We start from the raw sequence: 21,882 nt of genomic DNA on the forward strand, positions 1-21,882 counted from the left end.
CTTCCTCGCTGGGCACCTGGCCCTGCCGGCCAGTGTGACGTCCGTAGAACTTTCCGGATGTTGGTTCCGCCCTATGGACGGCGGTTTAGCCAAACGCTACCTTTTGTATGACGAGACGACAATCACACCGTCTGAGAATCATACGAAAAGTCAGGAGCTGCGCATGACAGAGCTCGGCGACGTCCTGGTGGTCGACGGCCTGCGCAAGCACTTCGGTCCGACAGTCGCTCTCCAGGACGCGAAGCTTCGCCTGCTCCCGGGTGAGGTGCATGCACTGGTGGGGGAGAACGGTTCCGGGAAGAGCACGCTGGTCAAGATCCTCAGCGGTGTGCACCGGCCGGACGCCGGTGCCATCGAGGTCGGCGGCCGGCCATTCGCGCCGCGGACGCCGGCCCAGGCACTTCGGGCGGGCATCGACACGGTGTTCCAGGAAGTGCTCGGCGTCGAGAGCAGGTCGGTGCTCGACAACCTGTGGCTGGGCGCGGACAGGCTGCTCCGCCGACGGGACGTCGGGCGGCGCGAGCGGGCGGCGGAGGTCCTCGCGGCGCTACTCGGTACACCGCCGCCGCTCGACGTCCCCTTCGGTGCCTTGGAGTTGAGCGACCGCCAGGCCTGCTGCATCGCCCGGTCGCTGCTGCGCGATCCCAAGGTGCTGATCCTCGACGAGGCCACGTCGGCGCTCGACTACGACACCCGGACCCGCCTGTTCGGTCTGGTGAAGGAACGTGCGGCGCAGGGCATGAGCATCGTGCTGATCACGCACCGGATGGACGAGATCCGCGAGATCGGCGACCGCGTCACCGTCCTGCGGTCGGGAGAGACGGTCGGCACGCTGGGTGCGGACTGGGACCATGATGAGCTGATCCGGCTGATGACGGGCGGCGCGCACCTCGTGCAGGAGGAGGTCCGCGCGACGGCGGACGTCAATTGCGCGGGTCCCGTCGTCCAGCGCGTGCGAGGTTCTCGCCTGCGACCGAACTCAGCCCCGTGTGACGCGGTGTTCCGCCAGGGCGAGATCGTCGGGCTGGCCGGGCTCGAGGGGCACGGCCAGGACGAGTTCCTCCGGCTTCTCCTCGGGCACGGCGACACCGAGGGCGTCGTACGGGTCGAGGGTGGCGAGGAGCACCGAGTGAGCGACCCCCGGCGCGCGCGGCAGCTCGGCATCGCGTACGTCGCTCGGGACCGGCGCGGGGAGTCGATCCTGCCGTGGATGTCCATCCTGGAGAACTTCGCGATCGCAACCGCCGATCAGGACGCACGAGTGGGGCTGCTGTCCGGACGCTCGGCCGAGCAGCGGTTCGGTCAGTACGTCACGCGGCTCAACATCAAGTTCGGCCGCACTTCGGACCCGATCACCACGCTGAGCGGCGGCAACCAGCAGAAGGTCGTCATCGCCCGCTGGCTGGCCGCCAACCCCAAGGTCCTGCTCCTGAACGATCCGACCAGGGGCATCGACGTCGGCGCGAAGCGAGACCTCTACCGGCTGCTCCGCGAGCTGTCCCAACTCGGGTTGACCGTCGTCATGCTCTCCTCGGAGGTCGACGAGCACGTCGAGCTGATGGACCGCGTCCTAGTGTTCCGGGAAGGCTCCCTCGCCGCGGAGTTGTCCCGTGCGGAACTCGACCGGGAACGACTCGTCGATGCCTTCTTCGGCGGCGCGGCGGTGAGCGTATGAGCACTACCGTCGAGGCTTCCGCGCCGGACCTCGGTCCCGAGCCGGTCACGACGCGCTCGCGCGGCGTCCGGTTCCTGTTCGCTCGGCACACCTACCTGTTCGCGGTCGTCCTGGCGGTCGTGCTGCTGGTGGCCAACCTGGTGAAGCAGCCCAGCTTCGGGGCCACCTCCCAGTTGGCCGCTCTCGCCCCGCTCGGCATCGCCGCGATGGCGAGTGTGCCGTCGATCATGAGCGGACGCGGGGGTATCGACCTGTCGATCAGCCCGCTGATGACGTTGAGCGGCCTGCTCTACGCGACCCAACTCCAGCCGAACGGCGTCGGTGGCTACGTTGCGGTGCCGGTCCTGATGATCGTCGGCGCACTGATCGGAACCCTCACCGGTCTGCTCATCGTCGTCGTCCGGCTCCAGCCGATCGTCGTCACGCTGGCGATGTTCTTCGTGCTGACCGGGCTCGATCTCAAGCTCGCACCCAGCCCGATCACCGTGTCCGGCACCTGGATGGTGAGTTTCGCGGGGTCAATCGGACCTGTCCCGGGTGGGCTGGTGGCGCTGGCCATCCCGGCGGCCGGCTGGTTGCTGGTCACCAGGCTGACGTCGTACGGCAGCCTGCTGCGGTCGGTCGGCGGCAACGACGTCACGGCGTACACCAGCGGTGTGCTCGTCGGCCCCGTCCGGGTGCTCGCCTATGCGTTGGGAGGCGCGATGGCAGCTGTGGGCGGCCTGGTGCTCATCGGTCTGGTGTCGACGGCCGAGTCCGGCACGAGTGCGGCGTACACCCTCATCGCGGTTGCGGCGGTCGCGCTTGGCGGGCTCCCGCTCCAGGGCGGGGGCGGTGGGATCGCCAACGCGCTCGCCGGTGCCGCCGCGATCTATCTGCTGCAGAGCCTGCTCGGGGTGTTCCAGGTCTCGCAGACCTGGCTGCAGGTGATCTACGGCGCGGTGCTCATCGGCGCGGTGCTCTTCGGGGCGATCGCGGCCCGAGACCTCAAGGAGGAGCGGCGATGATGACCACCCAGCAAGGTTCGCTCGCAACGGCGGGCGTCGACGCGGCGACGCGGACCGCCCGCGTGACCCCTTCCGCCGCTCAGCGGCTTCTCTCCCTGCAGCGTCGGTTTCCGCTGGTCCAGATCCTGCTCACCGTGGCCGTGTTCGGCTGGGGTGCGGCATCCATGCCGGGCTTCCTCGAGCCGACCAGCATCCGGTCGATCCTGGTCCTCTGCGCGCTGACCGGCCTGGCGTCGATCGGGCAGACATTGGTCGTGCTGATCCGGGGAATCGATCTGTCGCTCGCCGGGTTCATCGTCGTCGGTGCCGTCGCCGTGACCAGGTTCAGCGACGTCCCCGGCGTACCGGTCCTCGTCACGCTGACCATAGCTGTCGCCTGCGGTGCCACGATGGGTGGCCTCGTCGGGTACGCCTGTCACCGCTTCGGCATCCACCCGATTATCGTCACCCTCGCCGCGGGCTCGATCGCCGTCGGCGCGAGCGCGGTCCTGAGCGGAGGGGGCTACGGCGGCGGCGCGCCCGGCTGGGTGACCCGCTTGAGCTCCCCGATGTCGTCGACCCTCGGGATCCCGGTGCCGCCGGTCGTCATCGTCTGGGCGGTCGCGATCGCCGTGGTCTCCGTCCTGCTGCACCGGACCCTGCCCGGGCGTCGACTGCTGGCCACGGGTGCCAGTCCGGTGGCCGCGGACCTCGCGCACATCAGCACGCGGAAGGTCTGGATCACCGTGTACGCGATCTCGGCGGCGCTCGCGGTGCTGGCCGGCGTCGTACTGGCCGGCTTCGCGGGCAACGTCGACAGCCGGCTGGGCAACCCCTATCTGTTCCAGAGCATCGCCGCCGTGGTCCTCGGTGGGACCGCGTTCGGTGGGCCGGGGAGCTACACACGCACCACTGCCGGCGTACTGCTGCTCACCGTCGTCTCCACCGTGCTCGTCGGGCTGGGCTTCGGAGAGGCGGACCAGCAAATCCTCAACGGCGTCGTCATCGTCGCCGCGATGGCCGTCTACGGCCGGGAGCGGCGGCTGCGCGACCAAGTCTGAAACTGCAACTCGGGGACCTTCACCTGCGTCAGCACCAACCCAGAAAGGCAGTCCCATGAACAGGTCCACCTGCCGTCGCGCCCGCACGCGCGCTGCGGCGTCATCCATCGGGATCGTTCTCACGGTCCTGCTCGCCGGCTGCGGCGGAGCGAGCGGCACGGTCAGCGGCGGCACGGACACCGTTGAGGGGAATGCGTCGGGCGCCTGCGGCCAGGTGCCGACCATCGCGCCCAAGGATCCCGACGGTGCCATCAAGGCGCTGCCCGCGGACCTCCAAAAGGCCTACAACGCGTACGGCGAGGAGGTCTTCGCGAGCGCCTGGCGGGACAAGCAAGCGCTGGACCGTCCTGCCAAGGTGGGCTTCTCGTACCTGCCTGTGTCCAACGCCTTCGCCGCGGCGGTCGTCAAGCAGACGGAGGCGAGCTTCGCCGAGGCGAAGGCCAACGGGCTGGTTCAGGGCGAGCTGGTCAAGCGGATCATGACCGATCCTGCGACGATGACGCCGGCCGAGCAGATCCGCGGCTACAACGAGCTGGTCAACTCCGGGGTCGACATCATCTACACCACCCCGCTGTCCGGCGACGCCATGGTCGCCGCGGTCGATGCCGCAGGCAAGAAGGGCGTTGTGACCGTCTCCCTGTCCGCGACCATCCGCTCCAAGTACGCCGTCAACGTGGCCGAGAACGCCTACCTGAACGTCGCCGAGCCGACGGCCCTGGTGGCCGAGCAGCTTGATGGCAACGGCAACGTCGTGGTTGTCCGTGGTTTCCAGGGACTGTCGTCGGAGACGATCGGCTACAAGGCGGTCAAGGACGTCCTCGCCGCCTGCCCGGACCTGAAGCTGATCGGCGAGGTCAACGGCGCCTTCGTGCCGCCGGTGGCCAAGGCGGAGCTGCTGAAGTTCCTGTCCAGCCATCCGCAGAAGATCGACATGCTGGCGCAGCTCGGCGTGATGGGGTCGGGCGCCCACGCCGCGTTCGAGTCGACCGGGCGGGACACGCCCAAGGTGGTCGATGTCGGTGCGTCGGCCTCGTCACTGGCGTCCTGGAAGAAGCTGGAGACCAACGGTTACGAGACCGCCGGCACGGGCGGCAACGGAACGCAGGAGGCGAAGGCCTGGTTCACCGTCGGGATGATGGTGCTCCAGGGTGGAGGCCCCAAGGTCGGCACGATCACCCGCGAGCCGTCGGTGATCACGAAGGCGAACCTGGCCGACTACCTGCCGGCGGGCGCGACCCCGAGCGATCTCGGCGAGGTCAAGGACGGCGAGCCTTGGATGCCGGCGGAGTACCTCGCCAAGTTCTTCGCCAAGTCGACCGCGTGACGGCCGGCCCGGGATCGAGGTCGGCATGAGTGCGTCATCGAACGGCGGCCGCCATGTCGGCGGCCGCCTGGCTGGCAAGGTCGCGCTCATCACTGGTGCCGCCTCGGGCATCGGCCTCGCCACGGTCCTCCGCTTCGTTGCCGAGGGCGCCCTTGTGGTGGCGGTGGACCTCGGCGCGGAGCGGACGAACGGGAATGACCGCGTGCTTCCGGTTGCTGCCGACGTACGCGAGAGCTTTCAGGTGGACGCCGCGTACGAGCGCGCTCTCGCCGAGTTCGACGGGCTCGACGTCGTGGTCAACGCCGCCGGTATCTCGGGAGCCCAGGCCGACATCGCCGACCTCACCGATGAGGACTTCGCCGAGGTCGTCGCGGTCAACCTCACGGGCACCTTCTACTCGGTGCGAGCAGCCGTCCGCGCGATGCGAGGCAACCGTCCCACCGGCGGCTCCATCATCAACGTATCGAGCGTGGGAGCACTGGCGAACTTTCCACTGCCGGCCATGTACCCCGCGTCCAAGGCCGGCGTGCTGGGAATGACAAGAGCGGTGGCCGCGCTCGTAGCGTCCGATGGGATCCGCGTCAACGCCGTGGCACCGGGGGCAACCGACACGCCGATGCTCCCCAGCGACCCAGACGTACGACGTGCCGTCGTCGAGCTCGGAGTACAACGCAGGTCAGCCTCCCCAGCCGAGATCGCGAACACGATTCTCTTCCTGGCCAGCGACGAGTCGGCCTTCTTCACCGGCCAGACCTTGTCGCCCAACGGCGGCTACGTGATGCACTGACCGCCAGCCCCCACCACGTCTGGCGGAATCTCGGCTTCCCGGACACGCCGTACCCACCTCTCGAGACGTCTCCGGCGCTGGGCAGCCGGTAACGAGATGGGCGACTACAGCTCAACGTCTGAGGACTCCATGGGCACCGCCGCGACTACGAGCTAGGCTCCACTCTCATTCACGGCCTTGAAGGTTCGGTCGAATGAGATCGGCATCGCCGGCCACCACCAGCTCCGGGCCTTACCCGGCCCGTTGGCTTCAGTCGTGCATCGGGCGGGTTTCGGTCCAGTCGACGAGAAGTTTGCGTTCGGCGAAGTACCAGGTGCCGTCTTGTTGACGTACTGGTCGAGGTAGCGGACCGAGGCGACCATCAGTGTGCGTCGGCCATCGTCGCCGATGGTCACATCGCGAGGCGATGGTGTACCACTCGCCGCGTGCTTGATGGCCGTCGACAACGACTGTGCTCTGGCCGTTGACGTGGGGGGCGGCGTACTGGTTGAGGTTGTCGAACACCGCGGAGTACGCCGTGGTGCCAGTTGGTCGTCATGCTTGCCCGGCCGTCACGGTTGTCGGCTTCGAGACTGGAGGTCATGTCACCTGACGACGGTCCGGCTTCGGTGCCGAGGTCAGACGAACGCTGAGTGACCAGTGATGGACCTGCCGACAATGAGGGTGTTCATCTCGCGGGTACCCTCGTAGGAGTAGATGGCTTCGGCGTCGGCGACGTACCGGGCGACGTTGTGTTCGAGGAGGATGCCGTTCCCGCCAAGGAGTTCGCGGGCGTAGCCGACGGTTTCGCGCATGCGCACGGTGCAGAAGGCTTTGGCGAGGGAGGCGTGTTCGTCGTAGGCCGTTCCCGCGTCCTGAAGCTGGGAGAGCCGGGCGCAGAGGGTGGCGGAGGCGGTGGTGTTGGCGAGCATGCGTACCAGCAGGTCCTGGACGAGCTGGAACGACGCGATCGGCCGGCCGAACTGCTCCCGCTCATTGGCGTAGGCGAGGGCGTGGCGGTACGCGCCGCGGGCACACCCGACGGCCATCCAGGCGACGCCGGCGCGCGTCATCAGCAGCACCTTCGCGGTGTCGCGGAAGGATCGAGCGCCGGGCAGCCGGTTTGCCTCTGGGACTCGGACGCCGTTCAGGGTGATGAGAGCGTTCTGTACGACGCGCAGCGCCATCTTGTCCTCGAGTTTGGTGGTCGTGAAGCCTGGCGTGTCCTTCTCGACGACGAAGCCCTTCACCTGTCCGTCCTCGACGTCACGGGCCCAGATGACTGTGAGGTCGGCGAAGGTGGCGTTGCCGATCCACTTCTTCTGGCCGTCCAGCACCCAGGTGTCGCCGTCGCGCCGGGCCGTCGTCTGCAGACCGCGCGACGCGCCGGAACCGACTCCGGGCTCGGTGAGGCCGAACGCACCGATCTTCTCCAGGCGAGCCATCGCCGGCAGCCAGCGTTCCTTCTGTTCCTCGGATCCGCACAGGTAGATCGATCCCATCGAGAGTCCGCTGTGTACGCCGAAGAAGGTGGCGATCGACGGGTCCGCGGTACTGAGTTCCATCGCGATCAGGCCGTCGAGCAGGAAGCTCCGGCCCGGGCAGCCGTAGCCGGTGTACGGCGTACCGACGATGCGCAGGTCCCGCAGCGCCGGGACGAGTTCGAACGGGAACGCGGCTCGTGTCCAGTAGTCGTTGATGATCGGCGTCACCCGCTTGTCGCCGAACTCGCGGACGGCGTGCAGGAGCTCGCGATCGCTGTCGTCCAGCAACAGTTCGAGGCCGTAGAAGTCGATCGGGTCGGTGGTCATGCCTTACTCCTCAGCAGATGGCCCCTCAGCGGGACAGGAAGCGGGTGATGACGGGCACCAACGTGGGTGCCTCGGTGACGAGCTCGACGTGCCCGCCGTGGTAGATGTGGAGTTCGGCGTCCGGGATCAGGCGGGCGAGGATCCGGCCGTTGACCACCGGGATGATCGGGTCGTCGTCGCCGGTCAGGATGAGCGCCGGCTGCCGGATCAGGCCGAGGAACGGCAGGCTGGTCCAGCAGGCGCCGGCGAGCAGTTGGTAGAAATAGCCTCGCCGCGATCCGCCGCGCGCCTGATGACGGAGGACAGCGAGAATGTCCCGCGCGTGCCGCCGTGCGCTGCCGCCGTACAGGAGACCGGCGACGCCGGCGGCGTATTCGGGGTCACGGAAGCGCCGCGGCGTGATCATCCGCAGCAGCGTGGCCGGCCGCCCGGGCACCATCAGGACTCCGGTCCCCGTGCTCACCAGCACCAGTCGACGAACGCGCCGCCGATGCTGGACCGCGAGCTGCTGGGCGAGCGCTCCGCCCCACGAGAACCCCAGTACGTCGACCTCGTCGTACCCGAGCTGCGTCAGCATCCGGTCGACCATCCACGCCAGCCGGGGGATCCCGTCCGGGAGCAGCCCGCTCCGGGACCCGCCGACCCCGGGTACGTCGAACCGGATCACCGTGCGGTCCAGCGCATCGACGACCGGCTGCAGAACCTCGAAGCCGGCGCCGATTCCGCAGCAGAGCAGCAGTGGCGTACGGAGCGGATCTCCAGGAGTCACGTCGTACCGGATCCGGCGGCCGGCGGCGGTCAAGGTGTCCACGTCAGTTTTCCCGGACGTAGCTACCGGGGGCTGCCTCGAGCGGCTCCAGTCCGCCACCGCCGAGTGTCTGCCACGCAGCCTTCATCCGGCCGCTGCGCTTGCCCAGCCAGGCAGCGTAGTCCGGCCACCACGAGCCCTGCTCTGCCGTTGCCGTGCGCAACCACTCGTCCGGGTCGGGTGGGTTGCCGTCGTTGAGCTGGTACGTCGCCTTCGGGTTGCCGGGCGGATTCACCATCGAGGCGATGTGCCCGGCCGCGGACAACACGAACCGGCTCTCCCCACCGAGCAGCTGGGTACTGCGGTAACACGACTGCCAGGGGCAGATGTGGTCGGCGATCCCGGCGATCACGTACGACGGCGTCGTGACCTTCCCCAGGTCGATCGGGGACCCGAGCATGGTCGCCGTACCTGGCTGGGTCAGCGCGTTCGCCATCGCCAGCTCGACGAACCCGCGGTGCAGCGCGGCGGTCATCCGGGTGGTGTCGGCGTTCCAGAACAAGACGTCGAAGGCGGCCGGTGATCGTCCCTGCAGATAGTTGTTGACCCAGTAGTTCCAGATCAGATCGGTCGGGCGCAGCCAGGCGAAGACCTCCGCGAGGGCCCGGCCGTCCAGGTATCCCTTGGCTGCCGACGAGGCGACGGCCGCCGCGGCCATTCGCTCGTCCATGGCGGCCGACGCGAGTCCCGCCCGGCTCTGGTCGAGCACCGAGACGGCGAGCGTGAACCCGGCGACGCGGTCGAGTTCGCCGCGATCGGCGAGGTGACCGAGCAGCATCGAGGCCAGGATGCCGCCGGAGCAGGTCGCGAACAGATGGGTGCTGTCGGTGCGGCAGATCCGCTGGACGGCGTCCATCGCGTCGAGGATCGCTTGGCCGTAGGTGTCGAGGTCCCAGTCGCGGTGCCTGGCGTCGGGGTTCCGCCACGAGATCGTGAACACCTGCTGGCCCTGCTGGACGAAGTATTCGACCATGCTCCGCCCCGGTGCGAGGTCGACAACGTAGTACTTGTTGATGACCGGTGGCACCATCAGCAGCGGCACAGTGCGCACCTTCGGAGTCTGCGGGGTGTACTGGATCAGCTCCAGGATCTCGTTGCGGAAGACGACCGCACCGGGCGTCGCCGCAACCGTCGTGCCGAGCTCGAAAGCGGTCGGATCGACCATGCTCGGCACGCGTGGTGCGGTGGCGAGATCGCGGACAAGATTGCGTGCGCCCGTGACTGGGCTCAGGCCGGCAGTGTCGATCAGCGCCTTCCAGGCCACCGGGTTGAGCAGCGGGTTGTTGCTGGGGGCAAATGCTTCGACGAGGTTGTCGACGACGAAGGACATCCGTTGGCGGTCCCGCCAATCCAGTTGCGCATCCGCGGTCAGCGCGCTCGCGGTCTCGGCCGCGGCCAGGTAGGCCTGGACGATACGGCGCAGCACGGGGTTGCGGGTCCACGCCGGGTCGGCGAACCGCCGGTCGCGGCGGGACGGTACGCGGTCGGAGTGACCGATCGCGATCCGGCCGAGTTCGCCGGCCAGGCCGGCGGCGCGCCCGCCCACCGTACGCGGCCGGGTGGCCAGCCCGGTTGTCATCCGAGCCCAGGAGGCGTTCGGCAGGAACCGGCGCAGCGGGCCGACGGCAGCACTGGTGAGCAGCAGGTCGAGCGGTGCGGCGAGTTCGTCGGCGGGCGTGCTCATGGGAGCACTCCGTCCGGTACCTCGACCTCGCGACGCTGGATCTTGCCAGTCGGTCCCTTCGGCAGGTTGTCGACAATCCACACCACGCGGGGATACTTGTACGCCGCGATCCGGGCCTTGACGAAGTCACGCAGTTCCTCATTTGTTGCCGTCGTATCGGACTTGAGGGCGACGGCGGCGCCGATCTCCTCGCCGAGAGCCGGGTGCGGGATGCCGATGACGGCCGCCTCGGCGACCGCCGGGTGTTCGTAGAGGACTTCCTCGACCTCGCGGGGATAGACGTTGTAGCCGCCGCGGATGAGCAGGTCCTTCTTCCGGTCGACGATGAAGAAGTAGCCGTCGTCGTCCTGCCGTGCCATGTCACCGGTGCTCAGCCAGCCGTCGGCGTCGATCGTCGCCGCAGTCTCGTCGGGCTTGTTCCAGTAGGACTTCATCACGTTGTGGCCGCCGATCTGGATCTCGCCGATCTCACCGTTCGGCACCGGCCGTTGTGCCTCGTCCACGACTCGCATCCGCACTCCCTCGATCGGCGTACCGATCGAGCCGGGCTTGCGGACCGCGTCCGGGTGGTTGAAGGACGCGACCGGCGATGTCTCGGACAGCCCGTAGCCCTCGAGGATGACGCAGCCGAAGGCATCCTCGAAGCCGCGCAGGACCTCGACCGGAAGTGCGGCTCCACCGGATACGCAGGTGCGCAGGGTGCTCACGTCGTACTTCTCGCGTTCGGGCACGCCGAGCATTGCGGCGTACATCGTCGGCACACCCTCGTAGACCGTGACGCCGTCGCGGGCGATCACCTCGAGCGCCTTCGCCGGGGCGTAGCGTGGGATGAGTGTCAGGGTCGCGCCGTTGGCGATCGCGGTGTTGAGACCGCAGGTGAGTCCGAACACGTGGAACAGCGGCAGGCAGCCCATCACGACGTCGTCCGGGCCGATCTTGATCAGTGTCCTCGCGGTGACCGCCTGGTTGGTGTTGAGGCCGGCGTGCGTCAGTTCAGCGCCCTTGGGCCGGCCGGTGGTGCCCGACGTGTAGAGGATCACGGCCGTTTCGGATCCACTCCTGCTGACCGAATCGGTCATCGGCGGGCGTGCCGAGATCAGCGTGCGGAACTCGCCCGGTGCGACCGGCACGAGCTGAGCTCCCGCGGTCTTGGCACCGGCTTCGGCTTCGCCCGCCACCTCGTGCCAGGCGAACAGCACCCGGGTCCTGGAGTCGGCGAGGTAGTACTCGACCTCACGTCGCTTGAGCAACGGATTCATCGGTACGGCGATGCCGCCGGCCCGGAGCACGCCGTAGAACACCATGGCGAATTCGGGCACGTTCGGCAGCATCAGGCCGACCCGGTCACCGGGCCGGACGCCGTACTCGCGGAGCAGGCTGACAACCCGGGATGCGAAGTCATCGAGTTCGTCGTACCGCAGGACGTCGTTGTCCAGCTGGATCGCAGGGTGGTCCGGGTACATGGCCGCGGACTCGGACAGGTTCAGGCTGAGGTTCGTCATGGTGTCGCTCCGGGGTGGTTCGGGGATCTGCCTCCACGATCCGTCCGGGTCCGGCGAGCGTCGATGGCGTGCCGGCCAACGTGGACGGCCCGCGAGTGTGACCGCGAACAACGGCCCGGCGCTTATGCTCCGAGGGTGAGCACGGAGCGCGTCAGGTCGGCTTCCGGGCCGGAGATCGAGGATCTCGTCGGCCGGCTCCGGGCTCGCGCCGACGAGCTGATCGAGGCCATGGCGGCCCGGATCGAGCACGAGATCGACTTCTACCGCTCGGGTGGGCTGGTACGGCCGGACGCGTTGCGGGCGTCGTGCCGCGCGAACCTCGAGTTCATGCTCGAGTCATTGGTCAGCGACGGCTCCGACCCGGTGTCGGCCCGCGAGACCGGGCGGCTGCGGGCCGAGCAGGGTGCGCCGCTGGCCGATGTGATGGCGGCGTACCGGGTCGGGACACGCTCCCTGTGGGACGCGGTCCTCGCCGAAGCCGCTTCGGCTCGGATCGCCGATCAGGTCCTGGTACTCGCCTCGAGTCGGCTGTGGCAGATGCAGTCGTCGTACACCGCTGCGATGACGGACTCGTACCGGGATGTGCAATCGCGTCGGCTACTGGAGCAGGACCAGCAACGCTCGGCGCTGGTCGAAGCGCTGCTCGAGGGCCGGGTGAGCGGCGGTGGCACCCTGTGGGAGGCGGTCGAGCTGCTGCGGCTGCCGCACCAGGGACCATTCGTGGTGGTCACCGCGGAGGTGCCCGAGGTGGGTCGGCAGGCGTTGCCCGCGGTGGAGGAGCGGTTGCGGTCGGTCGGTCTCGCGTCCGCGTGGCGGCTGCTCCCGGAGTTGCAGGTCGGCGTGGTCGGCGTGCCGCCTGGGCGTCTCGCCGCACTGGTCGATCTGCTGCGCCGGTCCGCGACCGGTCGCGTCGGGGTGAGCCCGCCGTACGACGATCTCGACGGGACCGGGCAGGCGGTGCGCTTCGCACGGGTCGCGCTGTCAGGTTCGACCGCCGACGCCCCGGTGGCGCTGTTCGACGAGTCACCGCTGACCATGGCGGCGGTGGCGGCACCGGACGTGATGCAGTACGTCGTTCGGAAAGTGCTCGGTGGACTCGACGACTTCCCGCCCGACGACCGCGAGGTGCTGCTCGACACCTTGGCAGCCTGGTCGACCCACCACGGCTCCGCCACCGAGACCGGCGAGTACCTCTACTGCCACCCCAACACCGTCCGCCACCGCCTGCGCCGCATCGAGGAACGCACTGGCCGATCTTTGAGCGACCCACGCTCCCTCGCCGAGCTCCTCCTCGCCCTCGAAGCATCCCGCCACCTCGGCTGACCGCCGGCAGATCGTCCAGTGTGGCGGAATTGAAACCCGGGACATCTTGAACACATCACTCGGTCGAGCGATGTAGATGTCGAGACGACCAAGGAGCTGATGGCAGACGACCCGGGTGTCAAGGCCGGCGTATTCGCGGTCGACGTTCTCCCTGGTCTCAGCTTCCCCGGAGACGACCTGCCATCTTGACGTCGGCGGGGCCCGGTTGCTTACTGCAGCAGGTGGACGTCGAGTTCGCCGAGTGCGTGTCGTTGCCTGAGCGCCTTCTTGTCGAACTTGCCGACGGAAGTCTTCGGCACCTCGGCGATGAGCGCCCACCGCTCGGGCAGCTGCCACTTGGGCACCCTGTCGGCCAGGAAGTCCCGCAGCTGGGCGAACGACACCTGCTCGCCGTCGGTGACGACCACAGTGGCCAGCGGACGCTCCCCCCACCGCTCGTCGACCGCACCGATGACGGCGGCCTCGCGCACGGCTGGGTGAGCCATCAGGTGGTTCTCCAGATCGACGGAGGAGATCCACTCACCGCCGGACTTGATGACGTCCTTGGAGCGGTCGGTGAGCGCGAGGTAGCCATCGGGGCTGATCACGCCGATGTCGCCGGTCCGCAGCCAGCCGTCGTGGAACTTGTCCGGGTCGTCGTCGGCGTAGTAGCCGCCGGTGATCCACGGGCCGCGCACCTCGAGCTCGCCGGTGGACTTCCCGTCGGTTGGCACGACCGATCCGTCCGGTCCGACGAGTCGCGCCTCGACCGGTGCGGGGAACCGGCCCTGACTGAGGCGGTAGCGCCACGACGCCTCCGGATCGGCACCCGCAGGTGGGCGGGCCAAGGTGCCGAGCGGCGACATCTCGGTCATGCCCCAGGCGTGCAGCAGGGTGACGCCATGGCGTTGTTCGAAGGCCTGCATGAGGGCCGGCGGGCAGGCCGAGCCGCCGACGATCGCCTCCTCGAGGGAGGAGATGTCGGTGGTCGGATGAGCGTCGACGTACGTGAGCAGCGCCTGCCACACGGTGGGCACGCCGGCGGCCTTGTTCGGCCGCACTGCTGCGATGAAAGCGGCAAGCGGTTCGGGTGCGAGGAACTGGTTCGGCATGGCGAGGGAGGCGCCGGTCAGGAACGCGGCGTATGGCAGCCCCCACGCAAGCACGTGGAATTGTGGCACGATCGCGAGGATGTGGTCGCGCGCTGACAGGTCGAACGAGTCGGGTAGCGCGATGCCTGTCGCGTGCAGGTAGATCGATCGGTGGCTGTAGACCACGCCCTTGGGGTCACCGGTCGTTCCCGATGTGTAGCACATCGCGGCGGCTTGCCGCTCGTCGGTGTCGGGCCACGGGTAGCTGTCCGGCTGGGCCGAGATGAGCTGTGCATAGTCGTGGACCGCAACCCCGGACCCGTCGAGCAGGTCGTGGTCGGCGGATCCGTTGACCACGACGTGCTCGACGGTCCGCATCGCGGGCAGCAGTTGTGCGAAGGCCGGCAGCAGTGAGGCGTCGACGATGACCACCCGGTCCTCGGCGTGGTTGGCGATGTAGCAGACCTGCGCCCCACCGAGGCGGATGTTCAGCGGGTGGACAACAGCGCCCATGCACGGCACCGCGAAGTACGCCTCGACGTGCTCCTGGTTGTTCCACATGAAGGTGGCCACCCGGTCGCCTTCATGTACGCCGAGGGCGTTCAACGCGTGCGCCAGCCGGGCCGCGTTTTGGCCAACCTGGGCGTACGTCGCCTGCCTGTGCCCGCCGGGTACGGCGGTGACGAGCCGGCCGGCCCCGCCGAAGGACGTGGCATGCTCCAGGATCCGTCGGAGCTGGAGTGGTACGTCGAGCATCGTGCTGCGCATGTTCGTCACCTCGAGGGTCAGCGGGACTGTTGGTAGGTGGTGGCAAATGGAGCGGCGAACATTGCCTCGACCTGGGTGAGCCCACCGGCGGCCTTGGCGTCGGGACGGACCAGGTAGACCTGCCGCGATGGGATCTGACCCGGCTTGCTGTAGTCCAGCGCCGGGACCAGCCCGTTGGTCTGGACGTCCTGAAGGCTCTGGAACGCCTGCAGCAGGCCGGTCCTCGTCAGCGCATTGTTCTGGCAGGCCTTGGCCAGGATGTTCGCCATGATCTCGCCTTGGGCGTAGCCGTACATCACGAACCCGGTCTTGAGCTGGTCCGGATACTTCGCCAGGAAGGCGTTGCGGACCTCCGAGGGGCCGGGAGCAGTGGATGAGAACGGCGCGATCGAGGTGGTCACGAGCAGCCGCTGCTCCAGTGCGGACTTGGCCGGGCTGCGGAGGAGCGCAGGGCTGAAGGCGGGGTTGGAGCCGAGGAAGGTGGCGCCGTACCCGGACGCCGCCGCGACACCGACGGCGGAGGCCGTCTGCGCGGGGGTCGTGGTCAGGAGGACGAAGTCGGCTCCCGCGCCTCGCAGTGCGGTGACCTGACCGGTGAGGTCGGCGTCGGTCGGCTTGATCTTCTGCTCGATGAGTTGCAGACCGAACTCCTTGGCGGCTGCGCTGCTGCCCGCCGCGGCGTTCTCGCCGTAGTCGCCCTCGAGGAAGATGTGGCCGATCTTGTCGCCCTTGGCCAGGCCCTTGTTCTCGATCAGCCAGTGGATGCCGTTGATCATCTCGATGTCGTACGTGCTGCCGGTGATCACGACGTACGGGTTGGTGAGCAGGTTCGACGACCACGATGCCGCCATCGTCAGCATCTGGTCGGTCTCGAGGTCGGGCAGCAGGCCGGCGATCATCGGTGAGCCGAGCAGCTCGTCGAGCGCGAGCACGTCGTCCTTGATCTGCGCGTAGGCGGTGACCGCGTTCTGGGCGTTGTAGCCGTGGTCCTTGACGACGAACTCGACCTTCCGATTACAGACACCACCCTGGGCGTTCTTCTTGTCCCAGAAGAGCTGACGTCCCTGTTCCGCGGACTTGCCTGCAGCGGCGAAAGGCCCGGTCCGATCGGTCAGCACACCGAGCTTGATCACCTGGTCGGTGACGCCCGGGCCGGTTGCCGGCTCTCCGGCGGCGGCCTGGGTTGTGTCGTCGGTCTTCGTCGAGCATCCGGCGGCCATCAGTACGACGGCGAGCGCGGCGACCAGTAGGGCGCGGGGGCGCGGCAGGGTGTTGGGCGGTGGGGACAACCACGACATGAGGATCTCCTTGGTGGGATGGGTGGATCACTTCGGCTCAACGACGACGAAACCTGTGCAGGGCTCGGCCGGATCTGCTTCGCAGGCGGCCACCGATGGCGGCGGCACCGCCGGGTTCGAACAGCAGTAGCGCGACGATCGCCGCACCGAAAGCGAACTTGGCCGCAACCGCGGGGCTGATGCCCTCGGCACCCGCCGGAGCAAGTCCGGGCAGCACGGCCGCATAACGTTCGAGCACGGCGGGCAGGCAGGAAACGAAGGCGGCGCCGGCGACCGCCCCGGCCGGCGAGGCCAGCCCGCCGATCACCACCATCGCGAGGTATTCGACTGCCAGGGCCATCCCGAAGGTCTCCGGGACGATCCGGCCGAACGCTAGCGCGAGCAGAACACCGCCGAGGCCGGCGTACATCGAAGAGATCAGGAACGCGTGCGCCTTGTAGCGGGTCACGGGCACGCCCATGATCCCTGCCATGAGCTCGCGATCGCGGATCGCACGCAGGGCCCGGCCGGGCCGGCCGCGGACCAGGTTCCGGCACGACAGATAGGCGACGGCGGTGACGGTCAGGCCGAGGTACCAGAGCTTCTCCTCGCGGCCGAACGGCACACCGAGCACGTACAGCGTCTCGCCGGGGATACTGTCGAATCGCCAGCCCAGCAGGGTGAAACCGGGTACGTTGCGGCCGTTGAAGCCCCCGGTGAGCGCCTCCACGTTGAACAGCACGTGCTGCCCGACGAAGACCAGGCCGAGCGACGCGATGCCGAGATAGATGCCGCGGAGCCTGGCCGCGATCGGGCTGAACACCAGCCCGGCGGCCCCGGCCAGCAGCACCGCGAGCACGACGGCGACGACCGGCGGCAGAGCCAGGCCGGCCTGGTGGCTCACACCGACGGTGCGTTCCTCGGCGGCAAGGAACGTGTAGCCGTAGGCACCGACCGCGACGAAGAACGAGTGGCCGAGCGAGAGCTGGCCGGCCTGGCCGAGAAGCAGGCCCAGGCCGAGCGCTGCGACGGCTCCGGCGAAGGCGAACATGCCGAGGCGGAGCCAGAAGGCATCGACGTACAGCGGGACGGCCATGGCCACGACAAGAGCAACCACCGTGGCCACGACTTTTGCGCGAGAGCGTCGTCTGCCGATGCCCCGTAGGTCGACATCGCCGGCTGGCACAGCCACCCGCTCCGCAACCGCTAGCTCCGGGCCGTGGTCAAATCGTGGATCAGACACGATGCAGCTCCCTTGTACCGAACAGACCGGATGGGCGGGCCAGCAGCACCAGGACCATGACCACGTAGGGCATCGCTGAGTGGAAGCCGAGCCCCAGGAACGACAGCTCGCTCGCATAGCCCTGCGTCAGCACCTCGGCCATGCCGACCACGAGGCCGCCGACCACCGCGCCACCGGTCGAGTCGAGACCGCCGATGATCGCGGCAGGGAAGGCACGCAGCGCGACCGTTGCCGTGACAGGCTCGAGGCCGGGCGCCGGGAACACCGTGACGAACAGGCCGGCCACCGCCGCAAGGAGCCCGGCGAGCCCCCAGGCCAGGGCCGACACCCGCGAGCGCCGTACGCCCATCAGCGCAGCCGTCTCGGGGTCCTCGGCCACCGCACGCATCGCGATTCCCCAGGTCGAGAGCTTGAACCAGGCGAAGAACGCGGTGATGAGCATGAGACCGACAACGAGGGCGACGATGCGGGTCTGCGGAATGGTCAGGCCGGCGACCGTGATCACGCTGTTCTGCCAGGGATCCCCCATGGGCAGGATGTCCGCGCCGATCCGCCGGTTGATCTCGGTCTGGACGACGACGTCCACGCCGATCGTCATGATGCTCGCCGCGACGACGGACCGGCGGGCGACCGGACTCACCAGCAGCAACTGGATGACGAGTGAGACGGCGGCGCCGCCGCCGATCCCGGCCAGCACGGCCGCCCAGAACGGCACGTCGCCCGCAGCGCTCAACCGCGCGGTGACGTACGCGCCCACCATCAGCAACGCGGGGTGGGCGAAGTTGACCACGCCGCTGGCCTTGTAAACAACGACGAAGCCGAGCGCGAGCAGCGCGTACACCGCGCCGAGCGAGACCCCGCTGACGAGTAGCTGGAGTAGTTGTGCCATGGTCATTCCTCTCCCGTGCCGAGATACGCGCGCTGTACGTCGGGATCGCTCTGCACGTCGTCTGGTACGCCGTCGGCGATGCGCCGGCCGAAGTCGAGCACGGTGACCCGGTCGGCGATGGCCATGACCATCCCCATGTCGTGCTCGACGAGCAGGATCGGGATCAGCAGAGCGTCGCGGATGTCGCGGACCAGCTGTGCGATGACCGACGTCTCGTGTGCGTTCATGCCGGCGACCGGCTCATCCAGCAGCAGCAGGTCGGGTTCCACGCAGAGCGCCCGGGCGATCTCGACCCGCTTCTGGTCGCCGTACGACAGCGCACCGGCCGTTGCGCCGAGCTTGTCGCCGAGACCGACGAATGCGCCGATCTCCCGGGCGCGGGCCCGGTGGTGCCGGTCCTCTCGCCGGGCGGCCGGCAGCCCCAGTGCGGATCCGATGATTCCCGCGCGGGTGAGGTGGTGGCGGCCGAGCATCAGGTTCTCCTCGACCGTTTCAGACGCCAGCAATGCGATGTTCTGGAACGTGCGGGCCACCCCGAGTCCTGCAACGTCGTGCGGCTGCAGCTTGGTCAAGTCGGTGCCGCGGAACCAGACCGTGCCGTTCTCCGGCTGGTAGGCGCCCGACACCACGTTGAACAGGGTCGACTTTCCGGCGCCGTTCGGGCCGATGACCGCGTGGACCGCCATCGGTGCCACGGCGAACGACACGCAGTCGAGGGCGGTCACGCCCGCGAACCGTACGGTGACGCCGTCCACGGTCAGCGCCGGGGCATCAGTCGCGGACACGGGAACCTGGCTCATCGCACCCACCGCCGCAGCTGCTCCCGCGGACCAGCCGCGGTCAGCTCCTGGTCGACCGCCGCCTCGGTGTCACGTCCCAGATACAGGTCGCGGACGGTGTCGTCGGCGGCGAGCACGCCCGCCGGCCCGGACAGGGACACCTCACCGGTAGTCAGTACGAAGGCGTGAGCGGCCACGGACAGCGCCATCGCGGCGTTCTGCTCGACCACCAGGATGGTCGTGCCACGCGCGTTGATCTCCGTGATCACCTGCGCGATCTGGCCGACGACCTGCGGGGCCAGTCCCAGCGACGGCTCGTCGAGCAGCAACAGCCGGGGGTCAGCCATCAGCGCTCGCCCGATGGCCAGCATCTGCTGCTGGCCGCCGGACAGCAGTCCGGCCCGCTCGTCGCGGCGGTCATGCAGGATGGGGAACAGCTCGCAGACGAACCGCCGGGCCCGCCGATTCGCCGCGGCGTCGTGCACGCCGAAACTGCCGATGCGCAGGTTCTCTCCGACGGTGAGTCGTTCGAAGATCCGCCGACCCTCGGGCGCCTGGACGATGCCGACTGCGACGATCGCCGCAGCCGAACGCCTGGTGATAGGGCGACCGTCGAACACGATCTCGCCGCGGTCGGCGGCCGCCCCGTGCTCGGCGAGGACGCCGGATATGGCCCGCAGCAATGTCGTCTTGCCCGCGCCGTTGCTGCCCAGGACGGCGACCACGGCACCAGCCGGCACCTCCAGCGAGACGTTCCGCAACGCGGTGATCGCTCGTCCGTAGCTCACCTGGAGCTCGCGAACGGTGAGAGTCGGCATCAGAGTCCTCCTCTGTTCGGCGGCGTATGACCGAACAGAGTGCGGCGTCGTGACCGACCACGTGTAGCCGCAGGTGGAGATCGCCGTACGGACATCTCCATCTGGAGATGGCGCTCGTCCTGCTGGCCGAGGGAGGATGTCGAACGAGGCGTCGAGGTGCCGCGACTTCGCGAGCCGCCCTCAGGCGCCGGGAGCTGGATCTAGGTGATCAACATGGGGAACCGCCCACGCGAGGCTGTGTCTCCCGACGTACTTCTCCGTCTCGACGAGGAGTACGCCAGCATCCTCGCGCTGCTCGATCGAGCCGCCGCTATGCAACGAATCGTGACGAGGGTGCCGCAGCTGACCGGCGTCGACGTGGCGTGGGTGGGTCGACCGGACGGGGCGGACCGGCTGGTGTTGCAACACACAGTCAACATCGTGACGGAGGGCGTCGACGGCCTCGTTGTTCCCATCGGCACCGGGCTAGGGGGTCAAGTGTTCGCCCAGCGCCGCCCGCTGTGGGTCAGGGACTACGGCTCAGCGCCCGACATCACCCATCACTTCAGGGCACAGGCCGAGGCCGAGGGCGTCATTGCGATGATCGCCGTCCCGATCCTCCACGACGGCGGCCTGCTCGGCGTGCTGTACGGCGCGAATCGCCGGATGACCGACTTCGGCGACCGCACTGCCGGCGCTCTCGAGCAGCTGGCGACCCGGACCGCCGCCGCGCAGGTCGTCGCCGAACGTGCCCGGCACGCAGCCGAGGTCGCCGTGCATGAGGAACGCCGCCGCGTCGCCCTCGAGCTCCACGACTCGGTGGGCGCCATGCTCTTCACTCTCCGCGCCGGCCTCCAGAGGCTCTGCGACGAGCCTGCGCTCGACGAGGCGGTCCGCACACGGCTGACCGTCCTGGACCAGCACGCGACAGAGGCAAGCGCGGCGTTGCGCGGCTCACTGCAGGTGCTGAGTGCCCCGCCGGAGCAGGTGGCCCTCTGCGTCGCGTTGCGCGAGCACTGCCGGGCATTCCAGGACCGCACGGGCGTCAACACCCGGGTGATCACGCTGACCGAGCTGCCAAATCTGCCGCGGTCCCGGATCGGCACACTGGCGAACGCCGCGCGGGAGGCTCTCCTGAACGTGGAGAAGCACGCCAGGGCGCAGTCCGTGGTGGTCAGCGTCTTCGCCCTCCGTGAGGGCGTGGCGATGACCGTCTCGGACGATGGCGTCGGACTGGAGTCCGACCCACACTCCGCCGGGGGCCTGGGCCTGGCGGCGATGTCGGAACAGGTCGCCCGGGTCGGCGGGACGGTCACCATCGGACGTAACGACGACGCCGGTGTGACCTTCCAGGCCTGGGTGCCGAGATGAAGACGCGCATCGTCCGGGTGCTGGTCACCGATGACCACCCGATCGTGCTCGACGGGGTGACGCTCGCCCTCCAGAACACACCGTGGCTTCAGGTGGCCGGCTACGCGCGCAGCGGGCGTGAGGCGATCACCGCTGTCGAGCGGCTCAAACCGGACGTGGTCCTCCTCGACCTGCGGTTGCCCGACATGCTCGGCCCCGAAGTCGTGCAAGCGCTGCGCGCCCAGGACTCCGCGGTCAAGATCATCCTGTTCACCGCCTATCCCGATCACGCGGCCCTGGACGCGGCTCTCGCGGCCGGCGCGCACGGCGCCGTTGTCAAGGACACCGAACGCGACGACCTGGTCGACGCCATCAGACGCGTCATGGCCGGCGAACGGGTCCTCTGCATCAACGCCGCCGGCAGCAGCGGCGCGGCTCTGAGCCGCAAGCTCCGCGAGCACGGTCTGACGCGGCGTGAGTACGACATCCTGCGGCGTGTCGCGATGGGCGAGACGAACCCCGAGATCGCGGTCGCGCTGGGGCTCACCCGCAACACGGTCAAGACCTATCTTCAACGCACGCTGGAGAAGCTCGGGGCGCGCAACCGCGTCGAGGCTCTCTCACGAGCTAGCCAGCTCGGCATCCTTTGAATCCGGCACCACAACCTCAAGTTTGGGGGGCTGGATGGCACTCTGTACTCGTCCTGCGTAAGGCGCGAAGCCGTCGATGCCCGAAGCAACTAAGGTAGTTCCTGCCGGCTGATGACGCG

General features: G+C 68.6%; 18 protein-coding genes. 8 read left to right on the forward strand and 10 right to left on the reverse strand.

Features of this window, described 5'->3' with window-relative positions; genetic code table 11:
• Positions 1-163: 163 nt before the first annotated feature.
• Genes EV652_RS17845 through EV652_RS17865 form a run of 5 tightly spaced genes read left to right on the forward strand, consistent with a single transcriptional unit; the run spans position 164 to position 5,833 of the window.
• Positions 164-1,675, forward strand: coding sequence for a sugar ABC transporter ATP-binding protein (locus EV652_RS17845; protein ID WP_158441181.1), 1,512 nt, complete (start codon positions 164-166; stop codon positions 1,673-1,675).
• Positions 1,672-2,682 carry an ABC transporter permease gene (locus EV652_RS17850; protein ID WP_132210289.1) on the forward strand — a complete coding sequence of 337 codons (1,011 nt, stop codon included), beginning with the start codon at positions 1,672-1,674 and terminating at the stop codon, positions 2,680-2,682. The genes EV652_RS17845 and EV652_RS17850 overlap by 4 nt, the downstream gene beginning before the upstream one ends.
• Entirely contained in the window at positions 2,679-3,722 is a 1,044-nt protein-coding gene (locus tag EV652_RS17855; RefSeq protein ID WP_132210290.1) for an ABC transporter permease, read from the forward strand. Before EV652_RS17850 ends, EV652_RS17855 begins: the two co-directional genes overlap by 4 nt.
• Before the next feature lie 55 nt (positions 3,723-3,777).
• Positions 3,778-5,046, forward strand: a complete 1,269-nt coding sequence (locus tag EV652_RS17860; protein ID WP_132210291.1) for a substrate-binding domain-containing protein — start codon at positions 3,778-3,780, stop codon at positions 5,044-5,046.
• Between the two features lie 25 nt (positions 5,047-5,071).
• Positions 5,072-5,833, forward strand: coding sequence for an SDR family NAD(P)-dependent oxidoreductase (locus EV652_RS17865; protein WP_132210292.1), 762 nt, complete (start codon positions 5,072-5,074; stop codon positions 5,831-5,833).
• 617 nt (positions 5,834-6,450) lie between these two features.
• Here EV652_RS17865 and EV652_RS17870 read toward each other — a convergent pair.
• From EV652_RS17870 to EV652_RS17885, 4 genes are read right to left on the reverse strand one after another with little or no spacing between them, the layout of a single operon-like run.
• A complete protein-coding gene (locus EV652_RS17870; protein ID WP_132210293.1) occupies positions 6,451-7,623 on the reverse strand; it encodes an acyl-CoA dehydrogenase family protein in 1,173 nt (390 codons plus the stop codon).
• A 25-nt stretch (positions 7,624-7,648) separates the two neighbouring features.
• Entirely contained in the window at positions 7,649-8,434 is a 786-nt protein-coding gene (gene phaZ, locus EV652_RS17875; RefSeq protein WP_199238252.1) for a poly(3-hydroxyalkanoate) depolymerase, read from the reverse strand.
• Position 8,435: 1 nt separating this feature from the next.
• Positions 8,436-10,115: a PHA/PHB synthase family protein gene (locus tag EV652_RS17880; RefSeq protein WP_132210294.1), complete on the reverse strand. Its 1,680-nt coding sequence runs from the start codon at positions 10,113-10,115 to the stop codon at positions 8,436-8,438.
• Positions 10,112-11,617: a long-chain-fatty-acid--CoA ligase gene (locus EV652_RS17885; protein ID WP_132210295.1), complete on the reverse strand. Its 1,506-nt coding sequence runs from the start codon at positions 11,615-11,617 to the stop codon at positions 10,112-10,114. Before EV652_RS17885 ends, EV652_RS17880 begins: the two co-directional genes overlap by 4 nt.
• Before the next feature lie 135 nt (positions 11,618-11,752).
• On the opposite strand from EV652_RS17885, the gene EV652_RS17890 reads away from it, so the two are divergent.
• Positions 11,753-12,940, forward strand: coding sequence for a PucR family transcriptional regulator (locus EV652_RS17890; RefSeq protein ID WP_158441182.1), 1,188 nt, complete (start codon positions 11,753-11,755; stop codon positions 12,938-12,940).
• A 209-nt stretch (positions 12,941-13,149) separates the two neighbouring features.
• On the opposite strand, the gene EV652_RS17895 is transcribed toward EV652_RS17890, so the two are convergent.
• The 6 genes from EV652_RS17895 to EV652_RS17920 all read right to left on the reverse strand — a co-directional run bounded on the left by EV652_RS17895 (position 13,150) and on the right by EV652_RS17920 (position 19,784).
• The gene (locus EV652_RS17895; protein WP_132210297.1) at positions 13,150-14,778 is read right to left on the reverse strand and encodes a long-chain fatty acid--CoA ligase; all 1,629 of its coding nucleotides are present in this window, start codon (positions 14,776-14,778) and stop codon (positions 13,150-13,152) included.
• 17 nt (positions 14,779-14,795) lie between these two features.
• The gene (locus EV652_RS17900) at positions 14,796-16,076 is read right to left on the reverse strand and encodes an ABC transporter substrate-binding protein (protein WP_132210298.1); all 1,281 of its coding nucleotides are present in this window, start codon (positions 16,074-16,076) and stop codon (positions 14,796-14,798) included.
• A gap of 37 nt (positions 16,077-16,113) precedes the next feature.
• Positions 16,114-17,151 (reverse strand): branched-chain amino acid ABC transporter permease, encoded by a 1,038-nt coding sequence (locus EV652_RS17905; protein WP_132210299.1) that lies wholly within the window; start codon positions 17,149-17,151, stop codon positions 16,114-16,116.
• A gap of 139 nt (positions 17,152-17,290) precedes the next feature.
• Positions 17,291-18,187: a branched-chain amino acid ABC transporter permease gene (locus tag EV652_RS17910; RefSeq protein ID WP_132210300.1), complete on the reverse strand. Its 897-nt coding sequence runs from the start codon at positions 18,185-18,187 to the stop codon at positions 17,291-17,293.
• A 2-nt stretch (positions 18,188-18,189) separates the two neighbouring features.
• Positions 18,190-18,987, reverse strand: coding sequence for an ABC transporter ATP-binding protein (locus EV652_RS17915; protein ID WP_132210301.1), 798 nt, complete (start codon positions 18,985-18,987; stop codon positions 18,190-18,192).
• Positions 18,984-19,784 (reverse strand): ABC transporter ATP-binding protein, encoded by an 801-nt coding sequence (locus tag EV652_RS17920; protein ID WP_132210302.1) that lies wholly within the window; start codon positions 19,782-19,784, stop codon positions 18,984-18,986. The genes EV652_RS17915 and EV652_RS17920 overlap by 4 nt, the downstream gene beginning before the upstream one ends.
• A 213-nt stretch (positions 19,785-19,997) precedes the next feature.
• Here EV652_RS17920 and EV652_RS17925 point away from each other — a divergent pair, with 213 nt between their 5' ends.
• Together EV652_RS17925 and EV652_RS17930 are read left to right on the forward strand one after the other, a co-directional pair.
• Positions 19,998-21,134, forward strand: coding sequence for a GAF domain-containing sensor histidine kinase (locus tag EV652_RS17925; RefSeq protein WP_132210303.1), 1,137 nt, complete (start codon positions 19,998-20,000; stop codon positions 21,132-21,134).
• Entirely contained in the window at positions 21,131-21,763 is a 633-nt protein-coding gene (locus tag EV652_RS17930) for a response regulator (protein WP_132210304.1), read from the forward strand. Before EV652_RS17925 ends, EV652_RS17930 begins: the two co-directional genes overlap by 4 nt.
• The last annotated feature ends 119 nt before the right edge of the window (positions 21,764-21,882 follow it).

Origin of the sequence: Kribbella steppae, assembly GCF_004342025.1 — a bacterium.
Classification (GTDB): Bacteria; Actinomycetota; Actinomycetes; order Propionibacteriales; family Kribbellaceae; genus Kribbella; species Kribbella steppae.